The organism is Escherichia sp. MOD1-EC6021, from assembly GCF_002965245.1.
In the GTDB taxonomy this organism is placed as follows: Bacteria; Pseudomonadota; Gammaproteobacteria; order Enterobacterales; family Enterobacteriaceae; genus Escherichia; species Escherichia coli_F.
On sequence record NZ_PTRU01000001.1, the window covers coordinates 371,025 to 393,503 of the forward strand.

General features: G+C 51.4%; 17 protein-coding genes. 7 read left to right on the forward strand and 10 right to left on the reverse strand.

Features of this window, described 5'->3' with window-relative positions; genetic code table 11:
- Positions 1-16: 16 nt before the first annotated feature.
- The 6 genes from gatZ (at position 17) to BEB54_RS01850 (ending at position 5,382) form a co-directional block, all read left to right on the forward strand.
- A complete protein-coding gene (gene gatZ, locus BEB54_RS01825; protein ID WP_105276905.1) occupies positions 17-1,279 on the forward strand; it encodes a tagatose-bisphosphate aldolase subunit GatZ in 1,263 nt (420 codons plus the stop codon).
- A 9-nt stretch (positions 1,280-1,288) separates the two neighbouring features.
- On the forward strand, positions 1,289-1,741 hold the full coding sequence (gatA, locus tag BEB54_RS01830; protein WP_105276906.1) for a PTS galactitol transporter subunit IIA: 453 nt from the start codon (positions 1,289-1,291) through the stop codon (positions 1,739-1,741).
- Positions 1,742-1,771: 30 nt separating this feature from the next.
- Complete coding sequence (gene gatB / locus BEB54_RS01835) at positions 1,772-2,056, forward strand: PTS galactitol transporter subunit IIB (protein ID WP_000823282.1); 285 nt, start codon at positions 1,772-1,774, stop codon at positions 2,054-2,056.
- 3 nt (positions 2,057-2,059) lie between these two features.
- Positions 2,060-3,415, forward strand: coding sequence for a PTS galactitol transporter subunit IIC (locus tag BEB54_RS01840; protein WP_105282115.1), 1,356 nt, complete (start codon positions 2,060-2,062; stop codon positions 3,413-3,415).
- Between the two features lie 47 nt (positions 3,416-3,462).
- On the forward strand, positions 3,463-4,503 hold the full coding sequence (gatD, locus tag BEB54_RS01845) for a galactitol-1-phosphate 5-dehydrogenase (protein WP_105276908.1): 1,041 nt from the start codon (positions 3,463-3,465) through the stop codon (positions 4,501-4,503).
- A gap of 105 nt (positions 4,504-4,608) precedes the next feature.
- A complete protein-coding gene (locus BEB54_RS01850) occupies positions 4,609-5,382 on the forward strand; it encodes a DeoR/GlpR family DNA-binding transcription regulator (protein WP_001295426.1) in 774 nt (257 codons plus the stop codon).
- Between the two features lie 81 nt (positions 5,383-5,463).
- Here the strand turns inward: BEB54_RS01850 and yegS are convergent, their stop codons facing one another.
- A complete protein-coding gene (gene yegS / locus BEB54_RS01855; protein ID WP_105276909.1) occupies positions 5,464-6,363 on the reverse strand; it encodes a lipid kinase YegS in 900 nt (299 codons plus the stop codon).
- 482 nt (positions 6,364-6,845) lie between these two features.
- On the opposite strand from yegS, the gene BEB54_RS01860 reads away from it, so the two are divergent.
- On the forward strand, positions 6,846-7,163 hold the full coding sequence (locus BEB54_RS01860; protein ID WP_001353116.1) for a hypothetical protein: 318 nt from the start codon (positions 6,846-6,848) through the stop codon (positions 7,161-7,163).
- 519 nt (positions 7,164-7,682) lie between these two features.
- Here BEB54_RS01860 and trhP read toward each other — a convergent pair.
- The 9 genes from trhP to mdtA all read right to left on the reverse strand — a co-directional run bounded on the left by trhP (position 7,683) and on the right by mdtA (position 22,267).
- Entirely contained in the window at positions 7,683-9,044 is a 1,362-nt protein-coding gene (gene trhP / locus BEB54_RS01870) for a prephenate-dependent tRNA uridine(34) hydroxylase TrhP (protein ID WP_000476037.1), read from the reverse strand.
- A gap of 205 nt (positions 9,045-9,249) precedes the next feature.
- The gene (locus tag BEB54_RS01875; protein WP_088541361.1) at positions 9,250-10,650 is read right to left on the reverse strand and encodes a HEAT repeat domain-containing protein; all 1,401 of its coding nucleotides are present in this window, start codon (positions 10,648-10,650) and stop codon (positions 9,250-9,252) included.
- Between the two features lie 122 nt (positions 10,651-10,772).
- Positions 10,773-11,105: a YegP family protein gene (locus BEB54_RS01880; RefSeq protein WP_001364219.1), complete on the reverse strand. Its 333-nt coding sequence runs from the start codon at positions 11,103-11,105 to the stop codon at positions 10,773-10,775.
- 179 nt (positions 11,106-11,284) lie between these two features.
- A complete protein-coding gene (baeR, locus tag BEB54_RS01885; RefSeq protein ID WP_000137876.1) occupies positions 11,285-12,007 on the reverse strand; it encodes a two-component system response regulator BaeR in 723 nt (240 codons plus the stop codon).
- Positions 12,004-13,407 carry a two-component system sensor histidine kinase BaeS gene (baeS, locus tag BEB54_RS01890; protein ID WP_105282116.1) on the reverse strand — a complete coding sequence of 468 codons (1,404 nt, stop codon included), beginning with the start codon at positions 13,405-13,407 and terminating at the stop codon, positions 12,004-12,006. Before baeS ends, baeR begins: the two co-directional genes overlap by 4 nt.
- Positions 13,404-14,819 (reverse strand): MFS transporter, encoded by a 1,416-nt coding sequence (locus BEB54_RS01895; protein WP_000130875.1) that lies wholly within the window; start codon positions 14,817-14,819, stop codon positions 13,404-13,406. Before BEB54_RS01895 ends, baeS begins: the two co-directional genes overlap by 4 nt.
- A complete protein-coding gene (gene mdtC, locus BEB54_RS01900) occupies positions 14,820-17,897 on the reverse strand; it encodes a multidrug efflux RND transporter permease subunit MdtC (RefSeq protein WP_000667541.1) in 3,078 nt (1,025 codons plus the stop codon).
- Positions 17,898-21,020 carry a multidrug efflux RND transporter permease subunit MdtB gene (gene mdtB / locus BEB54_RS01905; RefSeq protein WP_001197868.1) on the reverse strand — a complete coding sequence of 1,041 codons (3,123 nt, stop codon included), beginning with the start codon at positions 21,018-21,020 and terminating at the stop codon, positions 17,898-17,900. It abuts the gene before it with no gap.
- The gene (mdtA, locus tag BEB54_RS01910) at positions 21,020-22,267 is read right to left on the reverse strand and encodes a multidrug efflux RND transporter subunit MdtA (protein WP_000678953.1); all 1,248 of its coding nucleotides are present in this window, start codon (positions 22,265-22,267) and stop codon (positions 21,020-21,022) included. The genes mdtB and mdtA overlap by 1 nt, the downstream gene beginning before the upstream one ends.
- Between the last annotated feature and the right edge of the window lie 212 nt (positions 22,268-22,479).

Consider the following 22,479-nt stretch of genomic DNA (forward strand, 5'->3'; position numbering starts at 1 on the left):
TTAACAAGGAAAAAACATGAAAACGTTAATTGCCCGGCATAAAGCTGGTGAACATATCGGCATATGTTCAGTCTGTTCTGCCCATCCGTTGGTTATCGAAGCGGCGCTGGCATTCGATCACAACAGCACGCGCAAAGTGCTGATTGAAGCAACGTCAAACCAGGTCAATCAATTTGGCGGTTATACCGGAATGACACCGGCGGACTTTCGCGAATTTGTGTTTGCAATTGCCGATAAAGTCGGATTTGCTCGTGAGCGTATCATTCTCGGCGGCGACCATCTGGGACCGAACTGCTGGCAGCAAGAAAATGCGGATACGGCGATGGAAAAATCCGTCGAGCTGGTAAAAGCATATGTTCGAGCGGGGTTCAGTAAAATTCACCTTGATGCGTCAATGTCATGTGCGGGGGATCCAATACCATTAGCGCCAGAAACGGTTGCTGAACGTGCTGCCGTGCTTTGCCACGCAGCGGAGAGTGTGGCGACAGATTACCAGCGTGAGCAACTGAGCTATGTCATTGGCACAGAAGTTCCGGTTCCAGGCGGTGAGGCCAGCGCCATTCAGTCAGTACACATCACCCAGGTAGAAGATGCCGCCAATACTTTACGTACGCATCAAAAGGCCTTTATTGCTCGTGGGCTGACAGAGGCGTTAACACGCGTGATTGCCATCGTGGTACAGCCGGGTGTGGAATTTGATCACAGCAATATTATCCATTATCAGCCGCAAGAAGCGCAGGCGCTGGCGCAATGGATAGAAAACACCCGAATGGTTTATGAAGCACATTCTACCGATTACCAGACCCGGACGGCTTATTGGGAATTAGTCCGCGATCACTTTGCAATATTGAAAGTCGGCCCCGCATTAACCTTTGCTTTACGCGAGGCGATATTTGCGTTGGCACAAATTGAGCAGGAGCTTATCGGCCCCGAAAATCGTAGCAGTTGCCTGGCGGTGATTGAAGAAGTGATGCTCGATGAACCGCAGTACTGGAAAAAATATTATCGCACTGGTTTTAACGATTCATTACTGGATATTCGTTACAGCCTGTCGGATCGTATTCGTTATTACTGGCCGCATAGTCGAATTAAAAATAGCGTTGAAACGATGATGGCGAATCTGGAAGACGTGGACATCCCACTGGGCATGATTAGTCAGTATCTACCCAAACAATTTGAACGCATACAGTCCGGGGAATTATCGGCAATACCGTATCAGTTGATTATGGATAAAATTTATGATGTTTTGCGTGCCTATCGCTACGGCTGTGCGGAATAAGGACGGTATATGACTAACCTGTTTGTTCGTAGCGGAATTTCTTTTGTCGATCGTAGCGAAGTTTTAACTCATATCGGTAATGAGATGATCGCGAAAGGTGTGGTTCATGAAACCTGGCCACAGGCATTAATTGCCAGAGAAGCAGAATTCCCCACCGGGATAATGCTTGAACAGCACGCCATTGCAATACCGCATTGTGAGGCGATTCATGCTAAGTCGTCAGCCATTTATCTGTTAAGGCCAACAAATAAAGTTCATTTTCAGCAAGCGGATGATGATAGCGACGTGGCGGTATCGTTGGTTATTGCGTTGATTGTGGAAAATCCGCAGCAGCAATTGAAACTTTTACGCTGTTTATTTGGCAAGTTACAACAGCCCGAGATCGTCGAGATACTAATCACTCTTCCTGAAACCCAGTTAAAGGAATACTTCACAAAGTATGTTTTAGATTCAGACGAATAAATCCCTCTGTAACAATAAAAAGGACTATTTATGAAACGCAAGATTATTGTCGCTTGCGGAGGCGCGGTTGCGACCTCTACGATGGCGGCGGAAGAAATTAAAGAGTTGTGTCAGAGTCATAATATTCCTGTTGAATTAATCCAGTGTCGGGTTAATGAAATAGAGACCTATATGGATGGCGTGCATTTGATATGTACTACCGCCAAAGTTGACCGTAGTTTTGGCGATATTCCGTTAGTTCACGGCATGCCTTTTGTTTCTGGTGTCGGTATCGAAGCATTACAAAATAAAATTCTGACTATCTTACAGGGGTGACCTATGTTTTCAGAAGTCATGCGTTATATTCTCGACCTCGGCCCTACGGTCATGTTGCCGATTGTCATCATTATTTTTTCTAAGATATTAGGCATGAAGGCAGGCGATTGCTTTAAAGCGGGTCTGCATATCGGGATTGGCTTTGTTGGTATCGGCCTGGTGATTGGCTTAATGCTGGATTCCATTGGCCCGGCGGCGAAAGCGATGGCGGAAAATTTCGACCTGAATCTGCATGTGGTCGATGTCGGCTGGCCGGGCTCTTCACCAATGACCTGGGCGTCGCAAATTGCGCTGGTGGCGATTCCGATTGCGATTCTGGTTAACGTGGCGATGCTACTGACCCGTATGACGCGGGTGGTAAATGTTGATATATGGAATATCTGGCATATGACCTTCACCGGCGCATTGCTGCATCTGGCAACCGGTTCATGGATGATAGGGATGGCGGGTGTGGTAATTCACGCGGCGTTTGTTTATAAGCTCGGCGACTGGTTTGCCCGCGATACCCGAAATTTCTTTGAGCTGGAAGGCATTGCTATTCCTCACGGTACGTCGGCCTATCTGGGGCCAATTGCGGTGCTGGTGGATGCTATCATCGAGAAAATCCCAGGCGTTAACCGTATTAAATTTAGCGCCGACGATATTCAGCGCAAATTTGGCCCATTTGGCGAACCTGTCACCGTGGGCTTTGTGATGGGGCTGATTATCGGCATCCTCGCGGGTTACGATGTCAAAGGTGTATTGCAGCTGGCGGTAAAAACGGCGGCAGTTATGCTGCTGATGCCACGGGTGATTAAACCCATCATGGATGGTTTAACGCCCATCGCTAAGCAGGCTCGTAGTCGTTTACAGGCGAAGTTCGGCGGTCAGGAGTTCCTGATTGGCCTTGATCCGGCGTTGCTGCTGGGGCATACGGCGGTGGTATCGGCAAGCCTGATTTTTATCCCGCTCACCATTTTAATTGCTGTTTGTGTTCCGGGTAATCAGGTACTGCCGTTTGGCGACCTTGCCACCATCGGCTTCTTTGTTGCGATGGCAGTTGCCGTGCATCGTGGAAATCTGTTCCGCACCTTAATCTCGGGTGTCATCATTATGAGCATCACCCTGTGGATCGCGACGCAAACTATTGGTTTGCACACCCAACTGGCAGCTAATGCTGGGGCGTTAAAAGCCGGGGGCATGGTGGCTTCAATGGATCAGGGCGGTTCTCCCATTACCTGGTTACTGATTCAGGTTTTCTCCCCGCAAAATATTTCCGGTTTCATTATTATCGGTGCCATTTATCTTACCGGTATTTTCATGACCTGGCGTAGAGCGCGCGGCTTTATTAAACAAGGGAAAGCCGTTCTCGCAGAATAATTTTTACCTGAGGGGGAGTTTATCCCCCTTAATAATCAGGAGTTTTTATGAAATCAGTGGTGAATGATACTGATGGTATCGTACGCGTTGCCCAACGAGTCATTCCTGAAATTAAACATCAGGATGAGGTGCGGGTAAAAATTGCCAGCTCGGGATTATGTGGTTCCGATTTACCCAGAATTTTTAAAAATGGTGCACATTATTATCCAATAACGTTAGGCCATGAATTTAGCGGCTATATTGATGCTGTGGGATCCGGTGTTGATGATTTACATCCTGGCGATGCGGTTGCCTGTGTGCCGTTATTACCCTGTTTTACTTGTCCAGAGTGTCTGAAAGGGTTTTATTCCCAGTGCGCAAAATATGATTTTATTGGCTCACGGCGTGATGGTGGGTTTGCCGAATATATTGTCGTTAAGCGGAAAAATGTCTTTGCTCTACCTGCGCATATGCCTATTGAGGATGGGGCTTTTATTGAACCGATTACCGTTGGCCTGCATGCTTTCCATTTAGCGCAAGGTTGTGAGAATAAAAACGTTATTATTATTGGTGCCGGAACCATTGGCCTGCTGGCCATTCAGTGCGCTGTCGCGCTGGGAGCAAAGAGTGTGACGGCTATCGACATTAGCTCAGAAAAACTGGCACTGGCAAAATCTTTCGGTGCGATGCAAACATTTAACAGCCTTGAAATAAGCGCGCCGCAAATGCAGGGCGTTTTACGCGAGCTGCGCTTTAATCAGCTTATCCTCGAGACGGCTGGCGTCCCGCAAACCGTCGAACTGGCGGTAGAGATTGCCGGGCCTCATGCCCAGCTGGCGCTGGTGGGCACGTTGCATCAGGATCTGCATTTAACATCGACAACGTTTGGCAAAATATTACGTAAAGAGCTGACGGTTATCGGCAGTTGGATGAACTACTCCAGCCCTTGGCCGGGGCAGGAGTGGGAAACGGCGAGCCGGTTGCTGACAGAACGTAAGTTAAGCCTGGAGCCATTAATCGCTCACCGTGGAAGCTTTGAAAGCTTCGCCCAGGCGGTGCGTGACATCGCTCGTAATGCTATGCCGGGCAAAGTGTTGCTTGTTCCCTGAAACCGCGGGCCAGCGTGATGCTGGCCCGGTATTGTGCAAAACAGATCATTCACCAATGGTCCCCCTTCGTTTACACTAGCCACAATTGAATATGGGTAAATGACGATGAATTCATTCGAGCGAAGGAATAAGATCATCCAATTAGTGAATGAACAGGGAACCGTGCTTGTTCAGGATCTGGCGGGAGTATTTGCTGCCTCGGAAGCGACAATCCGTGCCGATTTGCGCTTTCTCGAACAAAAAGGCGTGGTTACGCGCTTTCATGGCGGTGCGGCGAAAATAATGTCCGGTAATAGTGAAACCGAGACCCAGGAAGTCGGGTTTAAAGAGCGATTTCAGCTCGCCAGCGCGCCGAAAAACAGAATAGCGCAGGCGGCAGTCAAAATGATCCACGAAGGGATGACCGTTATTCTCGACAGCGGAAGTACGACAATGCTTATCGCCGAAGGTTTAATGACCGCCAAAAATATCACGGTGATTACCAACAGTCTCCCGGCGGCGTTTGCCCTTTCCGAAAATAAAGACATTACTCTGGTCGTCTGTGGTGGCACGGTCCGCCATAAAACGCGCTCGATGCATGGCTCCATTGCCGAGCGTTCATTGCAGGATATTAATGCCGATTTAATGTTTGTCGGTGCTGATGGTATTGATGCGGTTAATGGTATTACGACCTTTAATGAAGGTTATTCGATTAGCGGTGCGATGGTCACAGCCGCTAATAAAGTGATTGCCGTTCTCGATTCATCGAAATTTAACCGTCGCGGTTTTAATCAGGTACTACCGATTGAAAAAATTGACATTATTATTACTGATGATGCCGTGTCAGAGGTGGATAAACTGGCATTGCAGAAAACACGGGTGAAATTAATTACGGTGTAGCATTGTTCTTTATGCCGGATAAGGTGTGTACACCGAATCCGGCATCACTGATACTCCCTGAATTAAGAAAGGGAAATTTGATTAACGCAATAATGGACAATCCGGTGGTAATCGACAGCGCAATGCTGCCGGAAGTATTTCAATATGGAAGTTTTGCCCACTCAACGGTTCGCCATCAAGATTAAAGGTAATTTCGTGTGGCGCTTGTATATCGAACCACGCCGAAGCACCTTCGATAATATTCGGGTTATCTTCGTCAGATTTTAAGGTTGATACGAGAGCCGGAAGAATTTCATCGCCGGTGAAAATGCGCAGTTGCAGTAAGCCGTCGTTAATTAATGCGTTCGGGCACAATTGCTGACCGCCACCTGCCTGACGGCCGTTACCAATACCAATGACTAGTGCGTCACCTTGCCAGTGAAAGTTTTCACCGCGGATTTCACAACGGTCCGGTTGCAGTGTATCCATGCGCATTAAGCCGTGAATGATGTAAGAGACGCCACCCAGCGCTGCTTTTAATTTTTCCGGCGTTTCTGTGGTAATACGTGTCCCAAACCCACCCGTTGCCATATTAATAAAACAGGTTTTTTTGTTGACCTGCGCCATATCAATCGCAATAGCGTCACCAGCAATTGCTAGTTTCAGCGCCTTATCCAGTGCCTCAGGTATACCCACGCTGGTCGCGAAATCGTTCGCTGTACCTAGTGGCAAAATCCCCAGCGCGGGTATGTCATCGCCCTCACACTGAATCAGCGCCGAGGAAACTTCATTAATAGTGCCATCGCCACCACCGGCAATTACCGTTGCGACGCCCAGCCTCCGGGCCTCTTCTACAAATCGGGCGGCATCGCCTTTCTCCCAGGTGACCCGCACATGGATCGTCATTCCTTCCTCGCGCAACAGCATAATTGCTTCGCGCAAGGGTTGATTGTCAGTACTTTTGCCGTTAAGAATCAGTAAGCTGGCGGGAAATTCTGCCATAATCGTATGCCTTTATGATTGGTCTGTAGATAGTGTAGAGCAGAAAAGAAAAGGCGGAGTCAGAACAGGATGAAAATCGGAGGATAAAAAATCAGTTCAAGGATAGGGAATTCAGTGGTTACCAGTAAGGGGGGCAACGGTACACTCGGTTTTTATCGACATAAATGATCACTCAAAGCACTTAAGCATTATTTTACTGTGGATTCAGCGTGGCAGCGAACATTAACGGTAGTCAGGGACAAACTTCAAAAGAGCATATGCATCATATTCAACAAAGCAATGGCATCCTCAATGTACGATTCCAATTATATTAAATAATTCCTATGAGGTTATCTGTGATAGGCCTCCATGTCTGTATTTCCTACTTATGTAGGAAATTCTGCACAAAACATTTATTATAATCCTATTCAATAATGACAATGATGTCATTATTATATTTCAACACTAGAGAGTGTCGTTGGTGTTTAATGGGGGAAGGTGAGATGAAAAAGACAGCTGCTATATCATTAATTAGTGTTTTTCTTATGTCTGGTTGTGCTGTGCATAATGATGAGACAAGTATCGGTAAATTCGGTCTTGCCTATAAAAGTAATATCCAGCGTAAACTCGATAACCAATACTACACTGAAGCCGAAGCATCTTTAGCCAGGGGCAGAATATCTGGTGCGGAAAATATAGTGAAAAATGATGCAGCTAATTTCTGTGTTACTCAGGGCAAAAAAATGCAGATAGTTAACCTGAAGACTGAAGGGGCAGGATTACATGGCGTCGCGCGTCTGACATTCAAATGTGGAGAGTGAGAATAGATTCAAGACTACCATGGACACATCCATTTTTATCTCTGATAAGGTATTCTTCAACACCATTATTGAATGTGAGTAATAATGACAAGCAGATAGATGAAACTACAGCAGAATTTTTATTTTATGCGGCTATCAGAAAATGATGGCATAAATATTCCTATGCTTTAGCTTCATTTTTTGTAAGCGTCAAACATGCGCGTTCTGGCTGTGCGTAGCCGGACCCTGTGCGAGCACGATGCCGTTAAGTGAAAGGCATCGTGCTATGATGGGGAATTCTATCGATATGGTCAATGGAAGGAGGTAACCAGGTATGAATCCTTCCTTCTGTTTCATTGAATTACGCATAAAAAATAAGCCCGTGTAAGGGAGATTACACAGGCTAAGGAGGTGGTTCCTGGTACAGCTAGCATTTTATGGGTTATGTTTTTCAGCGAAACGGATGATAACCTTAATAAATGCAGCTGTATGTGATCGGTTTCTAAGAATTTTCCATCCGGGAAAAATAATCGAAATTAATCACTTACCGTGGGGGTTACGCGTGGTTTCCCCGGAGAAATTACGCATCAGCAGCGCGTAATTTAGCTCAAGATCCTGCGGGACCGGGATCCACACAGTATAACCATCGCCCGGTGCGACCGGCATTGCTTCGCCTTTGGCGTTTTCCATATGCTCAAGGGTAAAGTTAATGTTCCCTTGCGGCGTCATCAGCTCAAGGCTGTCGCCAACGGAGAATTTATTTTTCACCGCTACCGCCGCGAGGTCGCCCTTGCGCTCACCGGTAAACTCACCAACAAACTGCTGGCGGTCAGAAACTGAATAACCGTATTCGTAGTTCTGATAATCGTCGTGAGTATGACGACGCAGGAAACCTTCGGTATAGCCACGATGCGCCAGACCTTCCAGAGTTTCCAGCAGGCTGGTATCGAATGGTTTTCCCGCAGCTGCGTCATCGATAGCTTTACGGTAAACCTGCGCGGTGCGTGCGCAATAGTAGAAAGATTTTGTACGACCTTCGATTTTCAGCGAATGCACGCCCATTTTGGTCAGGCGTTCAACGTGGGCGATAGCGCGCAGATCTTTCGAGTTCATGATGTAAGTGCCGTGCTCATCTTCAAACGCGGTCATATACTCGCCCGGACGCTGAGCTTCTTCGATCATAAACACTTTGTCGGTTGGCGCGCCGATACCCAGCGTCGGCTCAACATTTTGCACCGGAATCGGCTCGTACTTGTGCACGATGTTGCCAACGTCATCTTCTTTCCCTTCCTGGACGTTGTACTCCCAGCGGCAGGCGTTGGTGCAGGTGCCCTGGTTCGGGTCGCGCTTGTTGATATAGCCAGAGAGCAGGCAGCGACCGGAGTAGGCCATGCACAGCGCGCCGTGAACGAAGATCTCTACCTCCATATCCGGCACCTGATTGCGGATCTCTTCAATCTCTTCCAGCGACAGCTCGCGAGAGAGGATCACGCGGGTCAGGCCCATTTGCTGCCAGAATTTCACCGTCGCCCAGTTCACGGCGTTAGCCTGTACCGAGAGATGGATCGGCATTTCAGGGAAGTGCTCACGCACCAGCATAATCAGCCCTGGATCGGACATAATCAGCGCATCCGGCCCCATTTCAACCACCGGTTTCAGGTCACGGATAAAGGTTTTCAGCTTGGCATTGTGCGGTGCAATGTTGACCACGACATAAAACTTTTTCCCCAACGCATGGGCTTCGTTAATGCCGAGCTGGAGATTTTCGTGGTTGAATTCGTTGTTGCGCACACGCAGGGAGTAACGCGGCTGGCCCGCATAAACAGCATCTGCGCCATAAGCGAAAGCGTAACGCATATTTTTCAGCGTTCCCGCCGGGGAAAGGAGTTCCGGTTTAAACATAATTCTCTCGTTCTGATGACAGGTCAGATCCGCTTCACCTGATGAAGCGGTTAGGGGAGTGCCCCCACTTTAAGGGCGGGCATTGTAGCGCAATCGGTGGGGTTGACTCCAGTGACAATGTTAAGGGAAAGACTGAGCGCATTTATTTCGTTTTGATTCCGATAGTCGTCAGGTTCAATTGTTATCAGTTGACCTTAATTTGGTGTTAAAGAAAGGGAATATAACCCCATAACTTGTTGTGAAGTTCCGGATTGCAGGTAAAAAGCGCCTGAAGTTGCTGACGCTGAGGAGCATTTGGTTGAATGCCCGAAAGATTGAAATTGCGTTGCCATATCGCGAGCTGTTTACCTGCAAATTCTTCAGTTAGCTTGTGTTGCGATTGCAGAAGAAGAATTAAACAGGCCCATTTGTTCAAGTTATGATACAGCCGACAATATGCGCAAGCATGTTTAACTGACGGTGCGTTTTCCTGCAACTGACGTATTTCCTCGAACGTGAGCGGAACTCGACACCATACACAGATGTTAACCATAAATCGAAGCCCGGAGGCGTCCGGGTTAGCCAGTGTGGTCAGAATAATCCCTTTGACACCACCATCAGGATTGGCTTTCGCAAGAATATACATAGCGGCTAATCGCAGTGGGAATACATCCTGTGATAATCCCCATTCTGCCAGTTTTAAAATATTGGCATCATGAATGGAGTCCAGCCCGTATAAAGCTGCCCGGCGCTGTGAGGGAGTATATTCAGTCGAGGTGACAACATGACGCCAGAATTGCACAACATCCATGACGTCATTAAGCATGTTTTTAGCGCGTAGACGGATCAACATATTGTTATCCAGCAGTAATGCTCTGTACAACTCCGGAGGAATTTCTATAGCTCGGTCAGTAAGGCTAAACAACGTTGCTTGTCGAATACGCGGCCAGCGGTCTTTTAACAGACGAGTTAATACCGCTTCGCTTAACGGTAATTGTTGACGCAGCCAGTGGGTGACCGCCAGCATTCGTAAACCTTCGTCGGGCTGCTTGAGTATTAAAAGCAGCGAAGATTCATCATTAAAGTAGCCATATTCAATCAGCGTTTGTAATACTGCGCGGGAGAGTTTTTTATCAGGGCAAGTAAGCCAACACGTTAATTGTGGACGGCTATTTTCTGTCAATAAAAATCTAAGTATCTCGTCTACAAATGCACGGTGATCGTAACGCTGGCATTGGAGAAGGTTACGTATCAAGGGAAGATTAACGGCAAATGCCGCTGCATTCTTATCCTTCTTTAAATGACGTAACGCTATGGTTGCAGCAAGGCGAACCTCTTTTACCCAGTCATTAGCTGCAAGTAATAATTCTTCTATAGCTGCAACATCCTCTTTTTGTCCCAGACATTGCACGGCCTTTTCTCGTATATATCCATTGTGGTGATGGGTAAGCTGGCAAAGAACCAGAGTATCGTTGAGATCACAATCATGCGCTATATAATTGCCTGGATCGGCTATCATCGACTGGAGTTGTTGCTGGATAAGAAATAATTCACAGTCAACAGAATTATTCATTTCGACGTTAAACAAAACCCTGCGTGTAAATAATGTACGCAATCCTTTGAGCATAATTTTCCTTATCAGTTATGAGGAGAAAACTCATTTCATGATTAATAATTTCCTGAGGGATAGTAACTCTGTGATGAGAGAAAATAAAGCCGGACGCCAACAACCTACGCCCGGCATCGTAATTACGTATTGTCTTTCACCGTCTGGCTTGTGCCATTGGCTTTAACGGAGGCAATTCCGGTTTCACGAGATTGCGCGGTGGCGTACATCTGGCTGGAGCCGATAATTTGATGATTGGCGGCTTTCAGATTGAAATAGAATTTGCCGTTGCTTGCTGTTTTTTTCTCATAGCGTTCTTCTTGTGGGCTGTTGCTACGCACTGACGCGATGCCCTTTTCCGCAGAGGCTTTTGAGGTATACAGCTCGCTGGTGAGGATAGTCTCACCATTGCCCGCTTTTAGCACAAACCGGAATTGATTATCACTGCTCCTACTGAGTTCAAACCAACCAGCCATAATGACTCCTTGATTGAAATTGCGTATCGAAAACAGCATCTAAAAGGACTGTTTGCCGATTAAAGTATGAGCGATTTTCAGGTGCTTGCCAGGGCGGAGAGATAATGTCAGATAGCCGACAATGCGCGGGATAATGTTGCCGGATGCGGCGTGAATGCCTTCTCCGGCAGGTAAAAATGTTAAACGATGCGGCAGGCGTCGGCTTCCCAGCGATAACCGACACCGTAGACGGCGCGGATAAAAGACTGCTCTTCGTCCAGAGCTTCCAGCTTGCGACGCAGGTTTTTAATGTGGCTGTCGATGGTGCGGTCAGTTACTACGCGGTAGTCGTCATAAAGATGATTGAGCAATTGCTCGCGGGAGAACACTTTTCCTGGTTCATGAGAGAGTGTTTTCAGCAGACGAAATTCCGCAGGCGTCAGGTCAAGCATTTTACCGCGCCATGAAGCCTGAAAACGACCTTCGTCGATAATCAACGGGCTTTCGGCATCCTGTTGCTGCAACTCGCGCTGCGGTTTGCAACGGCGCAAAATGGTTTTGACGCGCGCTACCACTTCCCGTGGGCTGTACGGCTTACAGATATAATCATCTGCGCCAATCTCCAGCCCCAGCAGGCGATCGATCTCTTCGATTTTTGCCGTCACCATCACGATCGGAATGTCAGAAAAACGACGAATTTCCCGGCACAGCGTCAGGCCATCGGTGCCAGGGAGCATCAGATCTAACAGGATCAGATCCGGTGGTGTCTGGCGCACATACGGCAGTACCTGATCGCCGTGGCTGATAAGCGTCGGCGCATAGCTCGCAGCACGCAGATAATCAATGAGCAACTGCCCCAGCTTCGGTTCATCTTCCACGATCAAAATACGCGGTGTGTTTTCGTCGATTGGTAACTCGGTCATACTTCTCTCTGTAAATCCCGTTCCAGCGGTAACTCTACTGTAATGCTTACCCCGCCAAAAGGCGAATGGGCAGCAATAATGCGGCCATTATGTGCTTCAACAATGTTCAGGCAAATCGCCAGCCCCAGCCCGGAACCACCGCTGGCGCGGTTGCGGGAACCTTCGGTGCGATAAAAACGTTCAAATAATTTTTGTAGCTGCTCGTCACTGACACCTGGCGCACTGTCGGCAAAGGTCAGGCGCACCGTTTTGTCGTGCTGCTCGGCAGAGATATGCAGGCTGCCGCCGCTATCAGTGTAGCGCAGGCTGTTTTCGAGTAAGTTATTGAATAACTGCATTAAACGGTCGCGATCGCCAAATACGGTAATACTGTCTGGCAGGGAAAACTGCAGTTTCAGGCCACGGCTGGCAAATCGTTCGCGAAATGCGCCGCCCGCCACTTCCAGCAGTGGGATCAAATCTACCGGTGCTTTTTGATAGGCGAGAGCGCCTTCATCAGACATCGACAACTGATGAAGATCGTCAACCAGTTTAGTCAGTGTACCGACTTCCGCCTGTAAAGACGCCACCGTCTCCGGCGTGAATTTGCGCACGCCATCTTGAATGGCTTCCAGTTCACCGCGCAGCACCGCTAATGGCGTACGCAGTTCGTGTGAAATATCGGCCATAAAATCGCGCCGCATTTGCTGGTTTTTCTCCAGCGTGCTGGCAAGCTGGTTGAAGTCTTGCGCCAGTTTGCCCAGTTCATCTTCACTGGTGGGCGTTACGCGGGTAGTGAAATCGCCCGCCGCCAGTTTGTGCGTGCCATCGACAAGTCGTTTTACCGGTGCCAGCAAACCGCGCGCCAGCAGAAAGGTGGCGAGCGCCGCGAGTAACGTTGCCAGGGCGACGATCAGCCAGCTGGTTTGCCGCTGTTGTTTATCGAAATTGATATCAGTATTGCGCGTTAACCGCTCAACGGGGGAGGCGATCACCGCGCCAACTTCCGCACCGTTGACCAGAATGGGTCGCCGTGTACCGTCAGGTGGAATCGGCGCTCGCGGACCAACCAGCACTTTGTTGTTTTGATCAACCACCCAGAACTGGGTACGCCAGCCGTGCGGTGGCATACCCGGGCCGGGTTTATCTTCCGAATTATCGTGTTCAAATGAACGCAGGATCTGAAAGACAAAGCGATCATTGTTGCGCAGGAAGCGCCAGTTGCCATGCTGCGCATACTGCTCGCCAAGCGCATCACTTAACAGTTGTAATCGTTGTTCATTACCATGCTTGATGTAATCAATAAAGCCACGCTCAAAACTGATACGCACCGCCCAGTGCATACTGATCAGCAAGACAATGCAGGTGGCGAAAATCGCCAGAAACAGTTTGCCGGTAATACCGGGTCGCCAGAACTTCATTGCGCGCTCCTTTTTCGCCGCGAAATAGCTACATTTTGATGCGTATCGTTCGGCACTCTGGCAAAGATGAACGCCGGAAGGGCGATGATCAACGCCATGCTAAGCCAGGTGTACATAAAGACGGTTTGTGTGGTGCCGCTGTCGACGCTGACATGCTGCGAACCAAAAAGTCCCAGCAACAGCCCGGCGATGGTGACGCCGATACTCATCGACAATTGCATAATCATCGACAGCAGGCTGTTTCCGCTGCTCGCCAGATTGTCCGGGAGATCTTTCAGCGTCAGGGTGTTCATGGAGGAGAAACGCGTTGAGTTGACCATTCCTTGTAAAAACAGGACGAACGGCAAAACGTAGTACCAGCCCAACAGAGCGGTAGTCATAAACAACAGGGTGACCAGCGACAGACCCAGCGTGGTCGCTACCAGTACCCGACGATAACCAAAGCGATTCACCACCTGAACCACAATTCGCTTCATTCCCATGCTGCCAAGCACCATCGGGATCATCATCAGTCCGGCATGAAACGGCGAGAAACCGAGGCCAATTTGCAGGAAAACCGGTGTCATAAAGGGCAACATGCCACTGCCAATACGTCCGGCAAAGCTCCCCGCCAGGCCCAGCGAAAAGGTACGAGTGCGGAACAGTTTCAGACTGAACAGGGCGCGGTTGTTATTTCTGGCGTGCAGCAGATAAAGCACCAGTGCCACCACGCCAACTGCGACCAGGCCAGCAATCGCCAGCGGCGATAAACCTGTACCTTTACTGCCGTCCAGCGCCAGGGTTAATACCGCCATGCCAACCGCCAGCAATAAAAAGCCGGAAAGATCAAAGCGCCGCGTCTGCATGGTGTAGTTCGGCATTAACATCAATGTGGCGATCGCACCGATAATCCCCACCGGAATGTTGATCAAAAAGATCCAGTGCCACGACGCGTACTCCACCAGCAGACCGCCGAGCGCCGGACCGAGCAGCGGACCGACCTGACCGGGTAACGTGACAAAGGTCATCGCCGCCATATATTGCTCGCGCGGTACGATTTTCATCACCGTCAATCTGCCGACCGGCACCATCATCGCGCCGCCAACGCCCTGTAACGCGCGTGCCAGCAACAGTTCGTTCAGCGTGCCGGAAAGCGCGCAAAACAGTGAACCGAGAGTAAACAGCACGATGGCGGTAAAGAAAATATTGCGCACGCCGACTTTGTCCGCCAGCCAGCCGCTGGCGGGCAGCATCACCGCCACGGTCAGCACATAAGAGACAATGACCATGTGCATATGCAACGGACTTTCCCCGAGGCTTTGCGCCATTGAGGGAAGGGCGGTGTTTACGATGGTGGTGTCCAGCGACTGCATAAAGAAGCCGAAAGCCACAATCCACAATTGCCAACGGGTGCTGTCGGGAAGATCTGTCATTTACTCGGTTACCGTTTGTTTAGGTTTACGCGAAAAACGCAGCCGCAGACGGTCGAAAAAGAGATACACCACCGGCGTGGTATACAGCGTAAGGAGCTGGCTCATTACCAGTCCGCCGACAATGGTGATCCCCAGGGGTTGCCGCAGCTCCGAGCCGTCGCCGCCCGACAATACCAGCGGCAGCGCACCAAACAGCGCCGCCAGGGTGGTCATCATAATCGGGCGAAAACGCAGCAGACAGGCCTGGAAAATAGCTTCCTGCGGCGTCAGGTTACCGTGCCGTTGGGCTTCAAGCGCAAAATCGACCATCATAATGGCGTTTTTCTTCACGATGCCGATTAATAGCATGATCCCTATCAGGGCGATTAGGCTGAACGGGGCATTGAACAGCTCCAGCGCCAACAGCGCTCCAACGCCCGCCGAGGGCAGGGTGGAGAGAATCGTCAGCGGATGTACGTAACTCTCGTAAAGGATACCCAGCACGATATACACCGTGGCGATGGCGGCGATAATCAGGATCACCTGCGAGTTCATCGTCTCCTGGAACACCTGCGCCGTGCCGGCAAAACTGCCGCGCACCGTCGAAGGCACCCCAAGCTGGGTCATTGCGCGATCGATCGCCGCACTGGCGTCCGAGAGCGATTTTCCGGTCGGCAGGTTAAACGAAATGGTCGAGGCCGCCGATAATCCCTGATGATTCACCGATAGTGGGGCATTCGCCGGTTGCCATTTAGCGAAATACGACAGCGGGATCGCTTTGCCTTCGTTATTGATAACGAACATTTTTTCCAGCGCACTGATGTCCTGGGTATAGCGCGGATCCACTTCCATCACCACTTTATACTGGTTCATCGGCTGGTAAATGGTCGAGATTTGCCGCTGACCGAAGGCGTTATTTAACAGACTGTTGGCGGCTTGTACGTCGATTCCCAGCCGTGCCATGGTGTCGCGGTCGTAAACCAGATTCATCTCCGCGCCGTTATCCTGCTGATCGGAGTTCACGTCCGCCAGTTCCGGCAACGTCGCCAGTTTTTTGCGGATTTTCGGCTCCCATTCTCGCAGTGCCGCCAGGTCGTCGGATAACAACGTGTACTGGTAGCTGGCGTTCGACTGACGCCCACCAACGCGAATATCCTGTACCGCCATCAGGAACAGATTCGCCCCCGGTTCTTTCGCCAGTTTTACGCGCAGACGGTCGATAATTTGCTGCGCCGTTTCGCTGCGTTCGTCGCGTGGCTTGAGGGTGATAAACATCATCCCACTGTTAACTCGTGAACCGCCGGTAAAGCCGGTGACATTATCCACTGCCGGATCGTCACGGATAATTTTCATGAAATCCTGCAATTTGCCGCGCATCGCCTGAAACGAAATGCTCTGATCCGCCTGTATCCCGCCCATCAGCACGCCGGTGTCCTGCTCCGGGAAGAAGGTTTTCGGGATCGAGATATACAGCCAGATATTCAGCGCAATGGTGCCAAGCAGCACCACACCCACCAGACGGGTATGATTGAGCACCCATTTCAGCGACTTGCCGTAGCCTTGTTGCAGGGCTACCAACATGCGGCCAAAACCACGCAGTCGCTTTTGCTCACGCGGCTTGCTGGCTTTCAGCATCCAGCCACACATCATTGGCGTTAATGTCAGAGAAACCAGCAACGATATAACAATGGCGACAGAAAGCGTCACGGCAAATTCGCGTAACAGTCGGCCCGGCAATCCGCCCATCAACAGCAGCGGCAGGAACACCGCCACCAGTGACAGACTCATCGACAGCACCGTAAAGCCGACTTCGCGAGTACCTTGTAGCGCGGCCTGTAGCGGTTTCATCCCCGCTTCCAGATGACGGGCAATGTTTTCCAGCACCACGATGGCGTCATCCACCACGAAACCAGTAGCGATGGTGAGCGCCATTAACGAAAGGTTATTGAGACTGAATCCGCACAGGTACATCGCCGCAAACGTACCAATCAGCGAAACCGGCACCGCAACGGCGGGAATAATAGTGGCGCGACCCGAGCGCAGGAATAAAAACACCACCAGAATCACCAGCGCCACCGAGATAATCAGCGTTTGCTCGACTTCTTCCAGCGAGGCGCGAATGGTGGGGGAGCGATCCTGAGCAATTTGCAGATCAATCGCCGCCGGAATGGTTTCCTGCAACTCCGGTAATTTTGCCCGGATGCTGTCTACCGTCTGGATAATATTGGCTTCCGGCAGCTTGCGGATCATCAGCAAAATAGCCGGTTTGGCGTTGGTCATCCCGGCGTTGCGCACATCCTGCACCGAGTCGGTCACCGTCGCCACATCGCCCAGACGAACCGCGCCGCCGTTGTTGTAATGAATAATCAACGGCTGATATTCGGCGGCGGTTTTTAGCTCATCATTGGTCTGGATCTGCCAGCGGTGAGTGCCATCTTCCAGCGCCCCCTGCGGTTTACGCACGTTGGCATTGCTGATGGCGGTGCGTACGTCGTCCAGCGAGACGCCCTGATTAAACAGCGCCTGCGGATTCAGCCCGACGCGTACGGCGGGCAGCGAGCTGCCGCCAACATCGACATCACCGACACCGTCGATTTGCGAAATCGTCGGAGCCAGCTGCGTCGAGGCAAAATCGTACAGTTCACCCTGCGAATAAGTATCGGATGTCAGCGTGAGGATCATAATTGGCGCATCCGACGGGTTAGCTTTGCGATAGGTCGGACGGCTGGGCATCCCGCTGGGCAGCAAACTTTGTGCAGCGTTGATCGCCGCCTGCACATCGCGCGCCGCGCCGTTGATATCCCGGTCAAAATCAAACTGCAAAATAATACGCGTGCTGCCGAGCGAACTGCTGGAGGTCATTTCACTGACTCCGGCAATGCGCCCAAGTGAGCGCTCCAGCGGCGTGGCAACGGAAGACGCCATTGTTTCTGGTGACGCACCGGGCAGCGAGGCGCTGACCATAATCACCGGAAAATCGACCTGCGGCAGCGGGGCGACCGGCAGCATACGGAAGCCCAGTATGCCGCACAGGGTAATGGCGACCGACAGTAAAATCGTCGCCACCGGGCGGTAAATGAAGAGGGCAAAAAACTTCACTTACGCCTCCTCTTCATGGCGAGCAAAGCGACTTTTGGTCCACAATGCCAGGCGGTCGAACAGCAGATAAATCACCGGCGTGGTGAACAGCGTCAGCACCTGGCTGACAATCAGACCGCCGACCATGCCGATACCTAACGGACGACGCAGTTCCGCGCCGACCCCGGTACTCAACATCAGCGGCAGCGCGCCAAGCAGAGCCGCCAGGGTGGTCATCAGGATCGGACGAAAACGCAACAGACAAGCCTGGTAGATTGCATCGCGCGGCGACATGCCTTGCTCGCGCTCAGCAGCCAGCGCGAAGTCGATCATCATGATGGCGTTCTTCTTCACAATACCGATCAGCAAAATAATGCCGATAATCGCAATCACATCCAGTTCGCTACCGGCAATCATTAATGCCAGCAGCGCGCCGACCCCTGCGGTGGGTAGCGTCGAGAGAATGGTGATCGGGTGAATAAAGCTCTCGTACAGAATGCCGAGCACGATATACATCGCCACCACCGCCGCGACAATCAGCCAGACAGTGCTGCCCAGCGCCGACTGGAAGGCGAGGGTGCTGCCCTGAAATTGCGTGGTGATATCCACCGGCAGATTCAGCGTCTTTTCGGTGTCCATAATCGCCTGCACCGCATCGCCCAGCGAATAGTTATCCGGCACGTTAAAGGAGATGGTCGTTACCGGGAACTGATCCAGATGGTTGATGGAAAGCGGCGCAAAACGCTGTTCAACTTTGGCAATTGAGCTTAACGGCACCACGCCGCCGTCGCTACTGGTCAGGCGAATGGTATCCAGCGCCGCGAGGCCCGGGGTAATTTCGGTGTTGTGCTCCAGCACTACGCGATACTGGTTAGCCTGAGTATAAATAGTGGAAATCAGTCGCTGACCAAACGCGTTGTACAGGGCGTTATCGACATCCGCCATGCTGATCCCCAGACGGCTGGCGCTGTCGCGATCAACATTGACATACGCCACCAGCCCTTTGTCCTGCCAGTCGCTGGAGACATCAGAAAGCTGTGGCAGTTGCTGGAGTTTTTCCATCAACTGTGGCACCCAAGTACTGAGCGCATCCAGTGACGTGGCCTGCAAGGTAAACTGGTACTGGGTGCGGCTGACCTGAGTATCGATGGTCAGGTCCTGCGTTGGTTGCAGGAAGAGATCGACGCCCGGCACTTTATCTACCGCCGTTTGCAGACGGGCGATGACTTTTTGCACCCGATCATCACGTTCATCCAACGGTTTGAGGTTGATCTGCAAACGCGCACTGTTCAGCGACGGGTTAGTGCCATCAACGCCAACAAATGAGGTCAGGCTTTGCACCGCCGGATCCTGCAAAATCACGTCCGCGACCTGGCGTTGTCGCTGGGCCATATTGGCAAAGGAGCTGGATTGCGGTGCCTGCAAAGTGCCCTGAATAATGCCGTTGTCCTGTACCGGGAAGAAACCTTTCGGAATGAACACCCATAAGAGAACGCTAAGCAGCAGCGTGCTGAGCGCCACGCTTAAGGTCAGCCACGGATGATTCAGCACCTTCGCCAGTCCACGACCATAGGCGGCGATTATCCTGTCGAACATTTTTTCCGAGGCACGGGAGAATCGGTTCTGTTTACGCAGCGACTCCTGGCTGAGCATCCGCGCGCACATCATCGGTGTCAGGGTCAGCGACACCACCGCTGAGATCAAAATCGCTACCGCCAGGGTAATAGCAAATTCGCGGAACAGTCGCCCGACGATATCGCCCATAAACAGCAGTGGGATCAACACCGCAATCAGTGAGAAGGTCAGCGAGATAATGGTAAAGCCGATTTCACCTGCGCCCTTGAGCGCCGCCGCCAACGGTTTTTCGCCTTTTTCGATATAGCGGGAAATGTTTTCGATCACCACGATGGCGTCATCGACCACGAATCCGGTGGCGATAGTTAACGCCATCAGTGTCAGGTTATTGATTGAAAAATCGAGAAACACCATAACCGCAAAAGTGCCGATTAATGACAGCGGCACGGCAACACCGGGAATGATGGTCGCCGGAATATTGCGCAAAAACAGGTAGATAATCATGACTACCAGCGCGATAGCCATCATCAATTCAAACTGAGTATCATCGACGGATGCGCGGATATTGGTGGTGCGATCGGAAAGCACTGTCACCTTCACCGATTTCGGCAGACTCTCAGTGAGCTGTGGCAGCATCTGCCGAATGCTGTCGGCGGTGGAGATAATGTTAGCACCAGGCTGGCGCTGAACATTCATCACAATGGCCTGTTCTTTGTTCGCCCACGCGCCGAGCCAGCTGTTTTCTGCACCTTGCTCTACAGTTGCGACATCGCCCAGACGAATTGGCGCGCCGTTCTGGTAGGCGATGATTAGCTGGCGATACTCTTCGGCGGATTGCATCTGGTCGTTCGCGGAAAGCGTGACCGCACGGGAAGGGCCGTCGAGGCTACCTTTTGCCGAGTTAACGTTAGCGCCGGTAATGGCGGTGCGCACGGTTTCGCTGGTCAGGCCGAGGGCGGCAATCGCCTGAGCGTTAAGTTTGACGCGAACAGCCGGACGCTGACCGCCGGAAAGCGTCACCAGGCCGACGCCGGAAATCTGCGAGATTTTCTGCGCGACGCGGGTTTCCACCATATCTTCCACTTGCGTCATCGGCATGGCGGTTGAGGTGACGGCGAGCGTCATGATCGGCGGATCTGCCGGGTTCACTTTGCTGTAAACCGGCGGGTTAGGCAGATCGCTCGGCAACAAGTTGGTCGCAGCGTTAATCGCGGCCTGCACTTCCTGCTCGGCGACATCGAGCGGTAATGTTAGCTGGAACTGCAAAGTGATAACTGACGCACCGCCGGAACTTTGCGACGACATCTGTTTCAGGCCAGACATCTGCCCGAACTGGCGTTCGAGCGGCGCGGTAACGGCAGAGGTCATGACATCCGGGCTGGCACCTGGGTAGAGCGTGACCACCTGAATGGTCGGATAGTCCACTTCCGGCAGCGCCGAAACGGGCAGGGCGCGATAACCGATAATCCCGGCGAGTAAGATCGCCACCATCAGCAGCGTGGTGGCGACAGGACGCATAATAAACAGGCGCGACGGGCCGCCTGTGCTGCTCGGGGGTAACACCTGCATCAGGAGCGTGCTCCTTTTTTCGCGTATTCGCGGCTGGTGGCTTTCTCTTCCGGAGTGGTGGCGCTCTGGGCTTCCACCACTTCCACTTTCGCCCCTTCGGTCAGGCGATCAATGCCGTCTGTCACCACGCGATCGCCCGCAGAAATACCTGCACGGATCACCACTTTCTGACTGTCCTGAATGCCCGGCGTCACCAGATGTTTGCTGACCTTGTTTTCACTATTCAGCACCCAGACAAAATGGCCTTCATTGCCCATTTGCAGGGCGGCTGATGGGATCACTACGGCGTTTTGTTCGGTGTCGACTAACATGCGCGCGTTAACAAACTGATTGGGAAACAGCGCATCATCCTGATTATTAAAGCGTGCTTTCACTTTAATCGTACCGGTTGTGGCATCGATTTGGTTATCGAGGCTTAACAGCGTGCCTTCACTTAATTTCTTCGAGTTGGTGCGATCCCAGGCTTCTACCACCAGCGGTTTTCCGGCTTTCTGCGCCTGCACGACGGTAGCGATATCGCTTTCCGGCAGGGTAAAGAGCAAATCGATAGGATGCGTCTGGGTGATCACCACGATCCCGGTGGTATCACCACTGGAGATTTGGTTACCAACATCAACCTGCTTGAGACCAACGCGACCATCGACTGGTGCGGTGATGCGGCTCCAGTCGAGTTGCAACTGCGCGCTGGCGACGCTTGCTTCATCAGCCTTAATGGTGCCTTCGGTTTCACTGACCAGCGCCTGTTGGGCATCCAGCTCCTGACGGGAGACGAGATTGGTTTTTGCCAGTTGCTGATAACGCGCCAGATCACGGCGGGCGTTAGCAAGCGTGGCTTTATCTTTTGCCAGTTGGCCCTGGGTTTGTGCTAATGCAACTTTGAACTGGCTGGGGTCAATTTCTGCCAGTAAATCGCCTGCTTTGACCTGCTGGCCTTCCTGGAAATGTAACGCCATCAGTTGACCGTCCACGCGGCTGCGCACCGTAACAGTATTAGCGGCGATAATGGTGCCAAGCCCGGTGAGGTAACGCGGAACTGCCTGTTCTACGGCGGTCGCCGCCTGAACCGGGGCTAATGGGCCGGAACGCATACCACGGCGACCACCCGCTGGCGATTGCTGCGCTTGTTTCGTCGCCCCTGGGGCTGCACTCTGGGAGTCATTGCGGCCTTGCCAGAACCAGAATGCGGCGATGGCGGCGATAACCACCACGATTACGATTACCCAACGGGATTTATAACTGCCTTTCATCGTTAAGAGTTTCTCTTCCTGAAACGTTTCGCGGAATGATACTAGTGTAGCCAGCCAATAAGGGAGAAAAATGGAGGAATTATGAAACACTATCGGGAATCGTCTGAATGGCGGGCACATTTGCGAGCACGCATCCAGTAATAACACATGAAACTATTTTATCTACGCGTTAGCGATAGACTGCTTGCATGGCGAAAGGAGGTAAGCCGACG